Here is a 13,695-nt window from a genome sequence, read left to right on the forward strand (position 1 = left end):
CTCTTTGCGTTAAGTGCTTGACGGGGCGGGCCGGCCGCGCGATGATATTTGTATTGATCGTTACAAAATAGGTGCGCCATGTCGGATTTGAAAGGCAAGATCGCGTTCGTCACCGGGGGCAGCCGGGGTATAGGGGCTGCCATTGCCCGTCATTTGGCCGGCCGGGGCGCCGACGTGGCCATTACCTACGTCAATACGCCCGATCGGGCGCATGCCCTGGCGCAGGCGTTGCGCGCTACCGGCGTGCGCGCCCAGGCCTACGCGGCCGATGCGGCCAGCCCCGATCAGGTTCGCCAGGCCGTGGGGCAGGCGGCCCACGACATGGGGGGGCTGGACATTCTGGTCAATAACGCCGGCATTTTCATTGCGGGCGACATGGCCACACTGCCGCAGGCGGATTTTCAGCGCACCATGGACGTGAACGTGGGCGCGGTGTTCGCCGCCATGCAGGCCGCGTTGCCGCATATGCGCCACGGCGGCCGCATCATCAACATCGGCAGTTGCCTGGCCGGACGCACGGGCCAAGCCGGGCTGGCGGTATATGCCGCCAGCAAATCCGCGTTGATGGGCCTGACCAAAGGCGCCGCACGCGACCTGGGCCCGCGCGGCATCACCGTCAACCTGGTGCATCCCGGGCCCATCGACACCGACATGAACCCCGCGCACGGCGAGGGCGCGGCCGAGGCGGCCGCCGGCCTGGCATTGCAGCGTTACGGCAACGTGGACGACATCGCCGGCATGGTCGGCTATCTGGCCAGCCCGGCCGCCAACTACGTCACGGGCGCGGAACTGTCGGTAGATGGGGGCTTCAGCGCGTAGCCCGGCAAGGCGAGGCCCGTACTTGTCCACATACTGTGCACAGCTTGTCCAGCCGTTATGCACCGGATATCCACGGGCCTTTCCACAGCCTTGTCCCCATGGCCAGGCGCGTGCGCCGGGGCCAAACTGGCGTGGCCAGAAATTCATGTATAATTTCGCTCTTCCTTGCAGCACGGCAGCTCTTTATGAGCGGTTTGCAGCAAGCGCGGGCTGTTAGCTCAGTTGGTAGAGCAGCGGACTCTTAATCCGTAGGTCGAGTGTTCGAGCCACTCACAGCCCACCAGGAATATCAAGCACTTAGGCCACCTTTCGGGGTGGCCTTTTTGCTTTGGGGGTACGACGATTGCAATTTCCACAAGGGTTCGGCCTTGTGGATCAGTCGTGATATCCAATCAGCGAACGCGCGCACCGTCGGGGAAAGATGGCGGTTCTTCGGGTACATCAGCGATAAAGGTACGACCGGCGCCTGTAGGTGCGGAAGCACCTGCTTCAGACTGCCGCTGCGCAGGTGCGGAATCACCATGTAGCTGGCGGCGCGGATCAGGCCCAGGCCTTCCAACCCGCTGCAGACATAGGCATCCGTGTCGTTGACGGTAATGCGCGCAGGAACATGGGCCGCGCACTCTTCGCCATTGATGACGAAGTTCCATTGCATGCTTCGACCGGTCTGGTTTGACAGAAAACCCACTGAGTGGTGGTTTTTCAGGTCGGCCAGTGAGGTTGGCTCGCCATATTGCTCGATATAGGCCGGTGACGCGCACGTAACCCATTCAAACCCGGCGATACGCCGGGCGACGAGAGTGGCGGAGTCCTGCGGAACACCCGCGCGAATCACGCAATCTACGCCTTCCCGGACGAGATCGATGGTTCGATCTCCTAAAGTAAGCGTCAGTTCCACCTCTGGATATTCTGCTTGAAACTCCTTGATGGCGGGCAACACGAACAGGCGTGCGAAAGACGATGTCATATCGACGCGCAGCTGCCCCCGCGGCCGTCCGGCGCTGCCAGGAAATGACGACTCCACTATTTCTATTTCTGCCAGCAGGCGGCGGCAGTGATCGTAGTAAACGCTGCCATCCGGCGTCAGGCTGATATGCCTTGTGGTCCGCTGGAGCAGCCTTACGCCCAGGTGAGCTTCCAGGTCTTTGATGGCGCGCGTTACCGATGATGGCGGAATGGCAAGACTGCTGGCGGCTTTGCTGAAGCTGTGCGCTTCGACGACACGAGCGAAGATCTGCATGGCCTGTAGCCTATCCATTCAAATATTCCTGTGCTTGGGGCCGTATCGCGGGGGTACGGCGCGGTGAAGACAGCGGGATTCCGGCCGTATGCGCACCTGGCGCTGAACGCTGCTCGCGCCGACGCATGCTGGTATTCGGCTGGTGCGATCTATTGAAGCACAACAAGTATTCCGTTTCCGGGAATTGACTGTTCCGGGATCACCAAGAATTCAGTTTGCATGCATGGCGTCGCGCGGCATGGGCTCGATTATTCCGGGTTTGCGAACTTCAAAAGCCATTTTCCAGGCTATGTCGATGAGCCCTTCCGGCGCAAACTTGCGGGCGCAGCTGGTAAGGTTTTATCGATCAATCGACCGGATAAGCGTTGGCCAAGCCGACGCATCAAACCATCTCATGAAGGAGCATTTACATGCGTACGCATGCAAACGATATTGACGCTGGTACTCCGGGTCTGATCCCCGAAAAGAATGATGAGCTGAACACGCCCAACGTAGACTTGCGCGACATCCTGGTGCTTGGCGCGGGGCAACTTGGAATGGCGGTCATAAAGGAGCTTGCTCCGCGTATACGAGCAGCAGGCGAACGGCTGACGGTGCTGGTCTCGCCGCAAACTGTGAATGCCGCTGCTTCGCAGGATGTGGCCACGCTCGTCGCGCTGCGCGAGCTTGGCGTTGAAGTTCTGGGGCAGGATCTGATGGCAGACGAGCAAACGCTGACCAAGCTGTTCAAACGCTACAGGACGGTGGTGAACTGCACGGGCTTTGTTGCCGGGCCAGGCACGCAGTTGAAGATAACCCGTGCGGTATTCGCCGCAGGCGTCAGGCGGTACTTTCCGTGGCAGTTCGGTGTGGATTATGACGTGGTGGGACGCGGCAGCGGACAGCCGGTGTTCGATGAGCAGAACGAGGTGCGAGGGCTGCTGCGCGGCCAAACTGGAACCGAGTGGGTGATTGTTTCCACCGGCATGTTCACCAGCTTCCTGTTTGAGCCGGCGTTTGGCGTCGTGGACCTTGAACGCCGAACCGTCCACGGACTGGGTAGCTGGGAAACGAAGGTCACCGTGACGACGCCGGAAGACATCGGAAAGCTCACCACCGAGATACTGCTTGCCGAGCCTCGCATCGTCAATCAGATCGTCTATGTTGCCGGCGATACCCTCTCGTATGGGCAGCTCGCGCAATCGGTCGAGCGTGTGGTGGGCGTTCCGTTCGACAAGACGGTATGGACGCTTGACAAGTTGCGCGCCGATCTGGCGGTCGACCCGGGCGATGTCATGACGCGCTATCGCGCAGCGTTCGCCCAGGGTGACGGCATGTGGTGGGAAAAGTCGGCCACCTATAACGCGCGCCACGGAATCGAGACATTGGATGTAGAAGGATACCTGCGGGCGCGACTGCGCTGACACCTTGGCGGCGTGGCCAAAGGGTTGTACTTTACCCCTGCTTGTTGTGTGGAACGACAATTCACTTCCAGGGTACTACGCATGAATAATTACATGAGATTCTGGGTGTTGTTTATTTCCTGCATCGTCATCGCGGCTGGCGCCGTGCCGGTGCACGCGGCAGACATCAAGGGCAGCGCCGATCATCCGCTGGTGCCGCGCTACGAGGGGTCGGAGATCGTCGCCTACGACACGCAGGCCTACGCGCAGAAGCTTTTTGCGCGCTCGGCGCTGAAGTCCGGAAAGCTGGAAAGCAACCCGGATGCGGCGCTGAAACTGGAAGGCAAGCTCTTTTCCATCACCTACCGCGCGCCGGAGCAACGCTCGCCCCTGGAGGTTGCCCGGAATTATCGGGCGGCGCTCGAGGCGGCGGGGTTTTCCACCGTGTTTGCCTGCGCCCAGGCGGAATGCGGTGGCCGCACCTTCAACCATGCGCTGTCGCCGCGGAATTACTACATGGGGTTCGGCGAGTACTACGCCGACCAGCAGTACCTGCTCGCCCGCCTGCAGCGGCCGGACGGCGATGTGTACGTAGGCGCCTATGTCGTGCTGAACAAGGCGGGCGGCGGGCCAGACCGCAACCGCAGCATGGTCCAGGTCGACATCATGGAGCTCAAGCCCATGGAAAACCGCATGGTGGTGCTCCAGGCCGACGAAATGAATGCCGATCTGGCCGCACAGGGGCGCGTGGCGGTGTACGGCATCTTGTTCGATACGGACAAAGACACTATGCGCGTCGATTCCCGGCCCCAGCTGGAACAGATCGCACAATTGCTCAAGGCCCATCCGTCGCTGCGGGTCTTGATCGTGGGGCACACCGATGCCCAGGGCGGCCTGGAATACAACCGCGACCTGTCCATGCGCAGGGCCAGGTCCATCGTCACGGCCTTGTCCCGCGACTACGGAATCAAGGCGGAACGCCTGGTGCCCGAAGGCGTTGGCATGGCCGCCCCGGTGGCGTCTAACCGCACGGATGAAGGGCGCGCGAAGAACCGGCGCGTGGAACTCGTGGATATCGGAAAATAAGCCGGTTTTGTCTTGCCAAGAGGAGTGCATGGATCCGAACCCTGGTCCGTTCAAGCCGGCTGTGCCGTCCGGCCTGTCCCTGATCGAAAGAGCACAGGAACTGAAGTGGACGCTGCAGCTCGCCGCCGCGGTGTTGTTCGCGGACCTCGTCCTGGCGTGGCGCACCGGCCAGGGCCTGGCCCGCTGGTCTATCCAGGCCGATCAGCTCCTGGCCAATTCGGGCTTCTTGCTCGTGGCCGTGCTGGCGTTTGCGGTGCTGATGTCTATTGTTATTCCGCTGGTGGCGGAGTTCTTCCGGCAATTGGGCTGGCTGGTGCTGACCAGTGTGCCATGGCCCGGCTGGATGCGCACGACGCCGGATTTTCGCCGGCCCGCGGGCGGCGTTCTTCCCGGCGAATTGCGTGACCATGCCTACCGCACCGGCGACAGGTCACTGCTGGAAATGGTGGATGCGCACTGGCGGCGCGTCAAGCAGGAACATGCGGACAGGCTGGCCGCAGGCCAGATGGTGTTTGCGGTGCTGTTGCTGGGCATCGTGAATTTCTTTCCGGGGCTGCTTGGCATTCAGGCCGACACTTTGCTGCGCGACGTGCCGGCTGTCTTTGGCGAACCAGGCGGGCTGGCGCTGTGCCTGGCGTTGCTGCTGGCGCTTGCCGCGATAAAGCTGACCTGGTTCACGGACCATCAACACGAATGGATCGACTATCCGCCGCTATATCACGACCTGGAAAATAAGCGTCGCGAACTGCGCCGCGCGGGTTTAGCACCGCCGGGCGCGCGATGACAGCGCGCACGCGCCCCACTATGATGACCGATTGTTGTCTGACTCCAGGACTACCGCTATGTCATCTGCTCAACGCATTGTGCTGGCCAGCCGGCCCGACGGGCATCCGACGCTCGACAACTTCCGGTTGGAGACGTTCGAGCCCGAAGCCGCGGGCGAGGGGCAAGTGCAGCTGCGCGCACTGTACCTGTCGCTCGACCCCTACATGCGCGGGCGCATGAGCGACGCCAAGTCCTATGCCGAGCCGGTGGCGATCGGCGGTGTGATGCAGGGTGAGACGCTCTGCGAAGTCATCGGGTCGCGGCATCCGGGGTTCAAGGCCGGCGACGTGGTGCGCGCACACACCGGGTGGCGCACACATGCCGTGATGGACGGCGATGCCGTCACGCCGGTCCGGACCTTCGGCGCACCCGTCACCACGGCGTTGGGCGTGTTGGGCATGCCGGGCTTTACCGCTTATAGCGGCATGAAGCTGATCGGCCAACCCAAGCCGGGGGAAACCGTGGTGGTGGCCGCTGCGTCGGGGCCGGTGGGCTCGCTGGTGGGCCAGCTGGCCCGGCTGGCCGGCGCGCGCGCGGTGGGCATCGCCGGCGGGCCGGGCAAATGTGCGTACGTGCGCGACGAACTCGGGTTCGACGCGTGCCTGGACCATCGCGACGCCAACCTCGGGACGGCCCTGGCCGCCGCGTGTCCACGCGGCATCGATGTGTACTTTGAAAACGTGGGCGGGCGCATCTGGGACCTGGTCTTTCCGTTGCTGAACCAGTATGCGCGCGTGCCGGTATGCGGGCTGATCGCGCAGTATTCCGTGGCGGATACGTCAGGCCCCGACCGGTTGCCGGCGCTGATGTCGGCTGTTCTGCGCCGCAGTATTCTGCTGCGCGGGTTCATCAACTACGAGTTCGCCCGCGACCACTACGACGCTTTTCAGCAAGAGCTGGGGCCGCGCGTGGCCCGGGGCGAGATCAAGTATCGCGAAGACATCGTCGACGGCTTCGCGAACGCGCCCGAGGCATTCCTGGGAATGCTCTCGGGCAAGAACTTCGGCAAGCTGATTATCCGCGTGGCCTGAATGCCTGCCGCGCCGCCGGGTCAGCGGTCGCGGGCGCGGCCGCCAATGGTGGCGGCAAAACTGGCGACAAAGGCGCCGATCAGCAGCGACGCGAATGCCCACAACGAGAACGCAGCGGCCGCCTTGCGCGCCGCGTCGGCGGCCTCGCGGGCCTTTTGTTCGGCTTGCTGTGCGGCTTGGCGGGCCTGGTCCTGAACCTGGGTCAGGCGGCGCTGGGCCGCCACTTCGTCCATGCCGGTCTGCTGCGCAATGCGCTGGACCAGGTAGGTCTGGTCGGGCTCGGAGATCTCGCCGTTGGCAAGGCTGCGGCCCAGGATGCGCGATACTTCCTGCCGAACGTCGGCCTGGCCGGACGCCGAGGCGGGGTCGTTGGGCCGCAGCAGCGCATCGGTAAAGTAGTCCAGCGACATCGAGCTGGAGCCTGCCTGCGCGGCTGAGCCCGCCGCCGCGACGACTGCTCCCGCACCGGCCCCGGCGACGGTGGCGCCGGCTTTGGCAGCGCCGGACGCAATGGAAGCGGCGGCCATGGCCAGCAGCACCAGGCTCACGACGGCGCTCAGGGCCCATACCAGGAATCCGTGCGCGGTGTCGCGAAAGTAGATCTCATCGCTGTGCACGTCGGTCCATTTGGTGCGCAGGCGGCCCGTCACATAGCCCGCGACGCCGTACGAAATGATTTGCGTGACCAGCATCCAGATAATGGAGCCTACGGCCAGGGTAGTGGCGGATGCGCCTTCTTCACCCCACGGCGACATGGATATGAACCCCAGGCCGGTGCCGCCGGAGAACAGCATGGCGGACACGGCCGCCGCGATGACGGCGCCGGCGATGACGGCGCCCCACGATACCGCCGATCGGGAAGATTCTGCCGGCATGGCGGAATAGCCGGGATACGCAACATTGGGCTGTGTGGTTTGCATGGAGGTTCCTTGTCAGGATGGCGCCCGCGCGAGGGCGGCCGTGGCATCAGGTCACGTAAGCAGGGCGATCAGGATAATCACCGGGATGGGAACACCCAGCAGCCATAACAGTATTGAACGCATTGATGCCTCCTTGAATTCGTCAGTTCACCTTGCCGGCAGGCGCCCGGGGCCTGGCCATGCTGCATGCGGGCGTGGCGTGGCGTGGCGGGCCGGCCGGCCCGCCACGCCACTCGCGCGCTCAGCGCGCGCCTTCCTGGATTTTCTCGCCGCCTCGTTCGATATCCTGGCCCGCGCCATGCATGGTGTTGCAGCCGGCCGTCGCGCTGGCGACGAACAGCATCAGTACGAGCATCTTCAGCTTGCTGGTCATATGATTCTCCTTAGTGAAGTCGGCAAATCCGACCTGCGCGCCGTTCAGCAAGCAGCGTGCCTGACGGCGCGCGCCATCGGTAGGTAAGGGTGCATCCGGGGGCCAGGGCAAGCATCCGCCGAAGCGCCCCGGCAGGCGCGTCACGATGCTTCGGAAGCGGGGCAAGCCGGGCGGCGCAGGGCCGCAGAGACCACAAGCGCCAGCAAGGCGGCCAAGGCCACGATAAGCGCGGCGGCGGGCCAGCCGTAGTGGTTGATTGCGCTGCCCACCGCCACGGGGCCGACGATCTGGCCCAGGTTGTTGCCCTGCATGACCAGGCCCAGCACGATGGGCGCCAGGCCGGCGGCCGGCGCTACCGAAGGCGCTGCCGACAGCAGCGCGGCGGGTATCACGCCGCCTATTGCAGAGAACGCTATACATAGCGTGAACGCCGCGGCGTCGGGCAATACGGGCAAGAATATGCCCCACGCGGCGGCGCCCATGGCCGTGAACGCGCAAGCCAGCAGCATGGGGCGGGATGCGCCGCGTGACAGCAGGTAGCCGGCCGCCAGGTTGCCCACGATATTGGCGGCGCAGGCCAGGGCGCTGAGTGCGCCCGCCGTATGCAGGCTGACCGCCATGCGTTCGATGAGCAGCACCGGCAGAAAGCTGAACAGGGCGAAGAACATCAGGCTGTAGAGGGCGAACCCCATGGCCAGCAATAACGGCGCGCCCGCCGTCATGACGCGAGCCGCGTCCCGCCGCAGGGCTGGCCCGTGCCACGGGGCGCGGGTGGTGTCGGCCGGCACGGTAAGCCGGGCCGCCAGTGCCGCCAGCAGGGCCAGCGCGCTGCTCGTCCACCACAGGCTGCGCCAGCCATTGAACGCCGGCCCGGCCAGCATGGCGATGGCCATGCCCGCCGGCATAAAGCAGCTCCACAGCGAAAAAGCGGCGTCGCGGCTGCGGCGCCGCACCACATCGTCGCGCTGCAGTATCGAGGGAGCCGCCACGGTGATGCACAGAAAGCCGGCTCCTTCGATGACGCGCGAGCCCAGCAGCCAGGCATAGGCGGGGCTGGCCGCGCCCATTGCGCTGCCGGCGGCCAGGGCCAGCAGGCCCGCGATCAGCACCCGGCGGCTGCCGGCGCTGGTGACCATGGCGCCGGCCGGGATGCCGGCCAGTACGCCCAATACGGCGAAAATTCCGGTAAGCCAGCCCAGCGCGTCCAGGTTCAGGCCCAGGTCGGCCTGCAACAGGGGGCCGGCGATGGCAGCTTTGCCCACTTGCAGGGCGGCGACGACGCCGCATGCCACCATCACCGTGACGGTAAGCCAGCGGGTCGGCGTGTCGTGCGTTGGCATTGAGTTTTCACCGGAAGATGACCAGCTCGCATGGTAGCGGCGACGCCTGGCCGGCACGAGTGACATAATTCTGATGAAACTGATCACCTGGATAGATCATGCTGGATGCCCTGACGCTGGACCAGATACGCACCTTTGTGTCGGTTGCCGAGCACGGCAGTTTCCGCGCGGCAGCCGGCAAGTTAAGGCGCGTGCAATCGGGCGTAAGCGCCAGCATCGCCAATCTTGAGGCGCAATTGGGTATTGCGCTGTTCGACCGCTCGGGTCATCGTCCCGCGCTGACCCCGCAAGGCCGGGCGCTGTTGGTCAATGCGCGCGATATTCTGCTGCGCGTGGACGCCATGCGGGCGCGAGCGCGCGGCTATGGCGAGGGTGTGGAGCTTGAGCTGCCGCTGGCGGTCGACACACTGTTTCCCCTGCCCGCGCTGGGCGCCGCCGTGGCGCAGCTGCAGGCGGTCTACCCGTCGGTGGCAGTGCGGCTTGATGTGGCGCCGTTGGGCGGGCCATTGCAGGCGCTGCTGGAACGGCGCTGCGTGCTGGGGCTTACCGCCGGCGAACACTTTCGGGACCCGCGCATCGCGCTCGAGGCCCTGGGAGAAGTCAGTCAGGTGGCGGTGGTCGCCGCAGGGCATCCGCTGGCCAGGCGCGGGCGCGGGGCCCGCGTGGCATCGACCGAGCTGGCCGATTATGTGCAGGTTGTGCTGGCCGACCCTACGGACCTGTCGAGCGGCCGCGATTTCGGCGTGATCTCGCCGCGCACCTGCCGCGTCGGCAACCAGGATGCCAAGCACGCCTTGATACGGGCAGGCGTGGGATGGGGGCGCCTGCCTGCATGGCAGGTCGAACAGGATCTCGCGGAAGGCCGGCTGGTGCGCGTGCGCGCGCCGTCACTGGGGCGCGATGGCGCCGTGGTGTCGGAGATCTACCTTGTGCATCGCGTGGATACGCCGCTGGGGCCGGCCGCCCGCGAGCTGGCGGCCATATTCAAGCGTCTGTGCGGCGCCTGAAGCCAGGCTTGCCGCGGCGTTGCTTGGCGGCGCGACGGAAACTGTCTAGTATCGAAGCCTGCTGCACGAACACATGAACAACAGGCAACCGGCGGCACCGCCAGGTGGCGCCCAGGAGACACCATGCTACGCATTAAACAGGTTCTGCTTTCATTGGCCCTTGGGGCGCTGCCGGTTCTGGCGGGCGCCGCTCCTGCCAAAGTCATGGCGCCGGGCGGGCCTGGCGGCGGCTACGATGCCGCGGCCCGCGTGCCTTTGCAGGTCATGCAAGAGGCGGGCATTTTCACCGATGGTTTCCAGGTCACCAACAAGGGCGGCGCGGGCGGCACCATCGGCCTGGCCGAGTTCATCAACAACAGCAAGAACGACGACAACGCCATCATGTCGATGGGCGCCATTCTGGTGGGCGGCATCATCCTGAACAAGTCGCCCGTGACGCTCGAGAGTGTCACGCCGCTGGTGCGACTTACCGACGACGCAGACGTACTTGCCGTGCCGGTGAACTCGCCCATCAAGACGGTGGACGACCTGCTCAAGGCGCTGCGCGAGAACCCGGGCGCGATGGCCATAGGCGGCGGCTCGGTGGGCGGCGTCGATCACGTGGCCGCGGCGCTCATCGCGCAGGCGGCCGGCGTGCCGCCCGGCAAGCTCAACTACATTCCGTATCCCAGCGGCGCCGAAGTGGTGCCGCAGCTGGTCAGCGGGCAGCTCAAGCTGGCGCTGTCGGGCCTGTCGGAATTCAAGCCCTACGCCGACCAGAAGCGCCTGCGCATCATCGCGGTCACGTCGGCCGAGCGGCTGCCCGGTGTGGATGCACCCACACTGAAAGAGTCGGGCGTGGATGTGGTGATCGGCAACTGGCGCGGCATTGTCGGCGCACCGGGCATGAGCAAGGAAGGCCGCGCCATGTGGCTGGACCGCTACCAGAAACTGCACGCGTCGCCGCAATGGAAGAAAAAGCTGGCCGAACAGGGTTGGGCTGACGCGTACCTGGCGGGCGACGATTTCGCGAAGTTCCTGGACGAAGAAAAAGTGCGCCAGGAAAAAGTGCTGAAGGACCTGGGCCTGGTCAAGTAAGCCTACCCACAGGAGACCGTCTATGTCCGCAGTTGCGCAGCGCCGCCGGCCATGGTGGCTGGGGCTGGCCGTGATCGCGATCGGCGCGGTGTGGCTGCAGCAAGGCTACGCACTGCCGCAAGCCAGCGGTTATGCGGGGGTGGGCCCCGGCGATTTCGTGATGCTGGTGGGCGCCGCATTGGTCGTGCTTGGGCTGGCGCTGCTGGCCCAGGTCGCGCGCGGCGAGGCATTCCGGCCGCAAGAGGCCGAAAGCGCCCAGGCCGACGCGCCGCCGTCGCGCAGGGCGCTGGTCTTCGCTGCCGCGGGCGCCGGCATTCCTTTGCTGACGATGGAGCCGCTGGGCTTTCCGCTGACGGCCATGCTGTCGTTCGCGCTGGTGACGCATGCGTTCGGTTCGCGCCGCGTGCTGTTCGATTGCATCATCGGCCTGGCGCTTGGCAGCCTGTGCTGGTGGGGGTTTACCCGGCTCGGCGTGACACTGGGCGGCGTGTTGCCCTTGGCGGGGTGGTGACATGGACGCCTTCGATTCACTGATGGCCGGCTTCGGCGTGGCGCTGCAGCCGGCGCACCTGATGTGGGCCTTTGTCGGGTCGCTGCTGGGCACGGCTATAGGCGTGCTGCCCGGCATCGGGCCCGCGCTGACTATCGCCCTGCTGTTGCCCGTGACGGTGAAAGTCGCGCCCACCGCGGCCTTCATCATGTTCGCCGGTGTGCTGTACGGGGCGATGTACGGGGGGTCTACTACGTCGATCCTGCTGAATACGCCCGGCGAAAGCGGCTCGATGATGACGGCGCTGGAAGGCAACAAGATGGCCCGCGCCGGCCGGGGAGCGGCGGCCCTGGCCACCGCCGCGATCGGCTCGTTCGTGGCTGGCACGCTGGCCACGCTGGCGCTTACGTTCCTGGCGCCCGCGATCGCCGAACTGGCGTTTGTATTCGGGCCGGCGGACTACTTTGCGCTGATGCTACTGGCGTTTACGTCGGTGTCGGTGGTGCTGGGTACGTCGCGCGTGCGGGGGTTTATTGCGTTGTTCCTGGGGCTGGCCATGGGCGTGGTGGGCATCGACGGCCCTACCGGCCAGGCGCGGCTGGCTTTCGGCACCCCCGATCTGCTCGACGGCATCGACATCACGGTGGTGCTGGTGTCATTGTTCGCCATTGGCGAAATCCTGTATGTGGCCAGCCGCTACAGCCGTACGCCGCCGGCCGTCAGCCCGCTGGCGGGCGGGCGCTGGATGACGCGCAGCGATTGGCAGCGGTCGTGGAAACCCTGGCTGCGCGGTACTTGCCTGGGTTTTCCCATCGGCGCGCTGCCGGCCGGCGGCTCGGAAGTGCCGACCTTCCTGTCATACACCATCGAACGCCGGCTCAGCCGCCATCGGGACGAATTCGGCAAGGGGGCCATCGAGGGCGTTGCAGGGCCCGAGGCGGCCAACAACGCCGCGGCCGCCGGCATCCTGGTTCCGCTGTTGACGCTGGGCTTGCCCACGTCGGCCACGGCCGCGGTGTTGCTGGCCGCCTTCCAGAGCTATGGCCTGCAGCCGGGGCCGTTCTTGTTCGTCAACAGCGCCGACCTGGTGTGGGGGCTGATTGCGTCGCTGTACGTGGGCAACCTGATGCTGCTGGTGCTGAACCTGCCGCTGGTGGGCCTGTGGGTGCGGTTGCTGCTGATTCCGCGCCCCTATCTGTATGCCGGCATCCTGGTGTTTGCGATGGTGGGCATCTGGGGTGTGGGAACGTCCTGGATGGATCTGTTGCTGATGTTCGTGATCGGGCTCATGGGTTATGTGATGCGCGTGTACGACTTTCCCATCGCGCCGGTGCTTATCGGACTGATCCTGGGGCCGCTGGCTGAAACCCAGCTGCGGCGGGCGTTGTCGATAGGGCAGGGCGACCCGATGGTGCTCGTGTCATCGCCGTTGTCGTTGACCCTGGTTGCGCTGGCGCTGGCGGTACTGTTCCTGCCCGGGCTGCTGCGCAAGCTGCGGGCCGGCGCATGAAGGGATGGAACGGGCGGCAGGGGCGTATGGGGCGGTCGGATGCATAGCGGGTGGTGTCTGATCGCGGTGTAAGGTGTCTGACACCCTTACGGGAGTCAGACACCAAGCATTCAGCGGCGGTGGGCTTGCTCGCTCCGATCGGGGGCCCGGTGTCTGACACCCTTACGGGAGTCAGACACCAAGCATTCAGCGGCGGCGGGCCTGCTCGCTCCGATGGGTGGCCCGGTGTCTGACACCCTTACGGGAGTCAGACACCAAGCGTTCAGCGGCGGTGGGCTTGCTTGATCCGATGGGTGGCCCGGTGTCTGACACCCTTACGGGAGTCAGACACCAAGCATTCAGCGGCGGCGGGCTTGCTTGCTCCGATGGGTGGCCCGGTGTCTGACACCCTTACGGGAGTCAGACACCAAGCGTTCAGCGGCGGTGGGCTTGCTCGCTCCGATGGGTGGCCCGGTGTCTGACTCCGGAGTGAAGTGACCCCACAAAGTTGGACGGTTTTGACCGTTATGTGGCCAGGAGCTGAGTTCTGTATTGCACGGGGCTCAGCCCGTTGAGTTTAAGCTTGATGCGCTCGTGATTGTAGTAATGGATATAT

Annotated in this window: 14 protein-coding genes and 1 tRNA gene; 10 read left to right on the top strand and 5 right to left on the bottom strand. The window is 65.1% G+C overall.

Annotation, left to right across the window (positions count from 1 at the left end):
- Nucleotides 1-78 precede the first annotated feature (78 nt).
- Nucleotides 79-819 (top strand): SDR family NAD(P)-dependent oxidoreductase, encoded by a 741-nt coding sequence (locus CAL18_RS02315; RefSeq protein WP_026641019.1) that lies wholly within the window; start codon nt 79-81, stop codon nt 817-819.
- A gap of 207 nt (nt 820-1,026) precedes the next feature.
- Nucleotides 1,027-1,102 (top strand) — tRNA-Lys (locus CAL18_RS02320).
- A gap of 6 nt (nt 1,103-1,108) precedes the next feature.
- Here CAL18_RS02320 and CAL18_RS02325 read toward each other — a convergent pair.
- Nucleotides 1,109-2,059, bottom strand: a complete 951-nt coding sequence (locus tag CAL18_RS02325; RefSeq protein ID WP_249278367.1) for a LysR family transcriptional regulator — start codon at nt 2,057-2,059, stop codon at nt 1,109-1,111.
- Between the two features lie 410 nt (nt 2,060-2,469).
- On the opposite strand from CAL18_RS02325, the gene CAL18_RS02330 reads away from it, so the two are divergent.
- From CAL18_RS02330 to CAL18_RS02345, 4 genes are all read left to right on the top strand, one after another.
- The gene (locus CAL18_RS02330) at nt 2,470-3,462 is read left to right on the top strand and encodes an aromatic alcohol reductase (protein ID WP_094817258.1); all 993 of its coding nucleotides are present in this window, start codon (nt 2,470-2,472) and stop codon (nt 3,460-3,462) included.
- A gap of 93 nt (nt 3,463-3,555) precedes the next feature.
- Nucleotides 3,556-4,527, top strand: coding sequence for an OmpA family protein (locus tag CAL18_RS02335; RefSeq protein ID WP_094817265.1), 972 nt, complete (start codon nt 3,556-3,558; stop codon nt 4,525-4,527).
- A gap of 28 nt (nt 4,528-4,555) precedes the next feature.
- Nucleotides 4,556-5,311 carry a hypothetical protein gene (locus CAL18_RS02340; protein WP_094817259.1) on the top strand — a complete coding sequence of 252 codons (756 nt, stop codon included), beginning with the start codon at nt 4,556-4,558 and terminating at the stop codon, nt 5,309-5,311.
- 58 nt (nt 5,312-5,369) lie between these two features.
- Nucleotides 5,370-6,383 (top strand): NADP-dependent oxidoreductase, encoded by a 1,014-nt coding sequence (locus CAL18_RS02345; RefSeq protein WP_094817260.1) that lies wholly within the window; start codon nt 5,370-5,372, stop codon nt 6,381-6,383.
- 20 nt (nt 6,384-6,403) lie between these two features.
- Here the strand turns inward: CAL18_RS02345 and CAL18_RS02350 are convergent, their stop codons facing one another.
- The 3 genes from CAL18_RS02350 to CAL18_RS02360 all read right to left on the bottom strand — a co-directional run bounded on the left by CAL18_RS02350 (nt 6,404) and on the right by CAL18_RS02360 (nt 9,016).
- A complete protein-coding gene (locus tag CAL18_RS02350) occupies nt 6,404-7,303 on the bottom strand; it encodes a hypothetical protein (protein ID WP_026641005.1) in 900 nt (299 codons plus the stop codon).
- A 241-nt stretch (nt 7,304-7,544) separates the two neighbouring features.
- Nucleotides 7,545-7,658 carry an entericidin A/B family lipoprotein gene (locus tag CAL18_RS02355; RefSeq protein WP_419670216.1) on the bottom strand — a complete coding sequence of 38 codons (114 nt, stop codon included), beginning with the start codon at nt 7,656-7,658 and terminating at the stop codon, nt 7,545-7,547.
- Nucleotides 7,659-7,816: 158 nt separating this feature from the next.
- Nucleotides 7,817-9,016, bottom strand: a complete 1,200-nt coding sequence (locus tag CAL18_RS02360) for an MFS transporter (RefSeq protein ID WP_038852589.1) — start codon at nt 9,014-9,016, stop codon at nt 7,817-7,819.
- Between the two features lie 98 nt (nt 9,017-9,114).
- On the opposite strand from CAL18_RS02360, the gene CAL18_RS02365 reads away from it, so the two are divergent.
- The 4 genes from CAL18_RS02365 (at nt 9,115) to CAL18_RS02380 (ending at nt 13,100) form a co-directional block, all read left to right on the top strand.
- Nucleotides 9,115-10,023, top strand: coding sequence for a LysR family transcriptional regulator (locus tag CAL18_RS02365; RefSeq protein ID WP_094795967.1), 909 nt, complete (start codon nt 9,115-9,117; stop codon nt 10,021-10,023).
- Nucleotides 10,024-10,146: 123 nt separating this feature from the next.
- A complete protein-coding gene (locus CAL18_RS02370; RefSeq protein ID WP_094817261.1) occupies nt 10,147-11,100 on the top strand; it encodes a Bug family tripartite tricarboxylate transporter substrate binding protein in 954 nt (317 codons plus the stop codon).
- A 22-nt stretch (nt 11,101-11,122) separates the two neighbouring features.
- Entirely contained in the window at nt 11,123-11,611 is a 489-nt protein-coding gene (locus tag CAL18_RS02375) for a tripartite tricarboxylate transporter TctB family protein (protein WP_094795969.1), read from the top strand.
- Between the two features lies 1 nt (nt 11,612).
- Entirely contained in the window at nt 11,613-13,100 is a 1,488-nt protein-coding gene (locus tag CAL18_RS02380; protein WP_026641000.1) for a tripartite tricarboxylate transporter permease, read from the top strand.
- A 504-nt stretch (nt 13,101-13,604) separates the two neighbouring features.
- On the opposite strand, the gene CAL18_RS02385 is transcribed toward CAL18_RS02380, so the two are convergent.
- A partial coding sequence (locus CAL18_RS02385) for an IS3 family transposase (RefSeq protein ID WP_141217736.1) occupies nt 13,605-13,695 on the bottom strand: 91 nt, incomplete at its 5' end.

The sequence above is a fragment of the Bordetella genomosp. 7 genome (assembly GCF_002261415.1).
Classification (GTDB): domain Bacteria; phylum Pseudomonadota; class Gammaproteobacteria; order Burkholderiales; family Burkholderiaceae_B; genus Bordetella_A.